1 protein-coding gene is annotated in these 580 nt (G+C 67.4%); it reads right to left on the bottom strand.

Annotation, left to right across the window (positions count from 1 at the left end; translation table 11 throughout):
• Window positions 1-67: 67 nt before the first annotated feature.
• Window positions 68-580 (bottom strand): amidohydrolase family protein (locus tag AC1D00_RS44500; RefSeq protein ID WP_477015128.1); only part of this gene is annotated, 513 nt, incomplete at its 5' end.

Genomic DNA, 580 nt, shown 5'->3' with positions numbered 1-580 from the left:
GTCCCGGCCTTCGCCGGGACGACAGCGAGAGTGAAGCGCGGCTTTCGCGCCTCAGGCGCAGTCCTCGCTAGTTCACCACCCCCTGCGCGCCCCGAATCAGCTTCCCCGGCCGACGCCCTGTCGCCTCGCCGTGCCGCCGCGTCACCACGCCCGACACGATGGTCGCCTCATAGCCGTCGACGTCCTGCAACAGCCGCCGTCCGCCGACCGGCAGATCGTAATGCACCTTCGGCGGATGCAGATGCAGGCGGTCATAGTCGATCACGTTGACGTCGGCCTTGTAGCCGGGCGCGATCAATCCGCGATCGGTGAGGCCGACCGAGAGCGCGGTCTTGCGTGACTGCGCCGCGACCACGAACGGGATGGTGAGCTTCTCGCCGCGCTTGCGGTCGCGCGTCCAGTGCGTCAGCAGATAGGTCGGGAAGCTCGCATCGCAGATGATGCCGCAATGCGCGCCGCCGTCGGACAGGCCCGGCACCGATTGCGGATCGATCAGCATCTCGCGCGTCGCATCGAGATTGCCGTCGGCATAGTTGAGGAACGGCACGTAGAGCATGCCGCGGCCTTCGTCCGACAGCAT

Source organism: Bradyrhizobium sp. P2_E8, assembly GCF_056403875.1.
The sequence above is the reverse complement of the archived record's forward strand: the minus strand, read 5'-3'. Positions and strand labels throughout refer to the sequence as shown.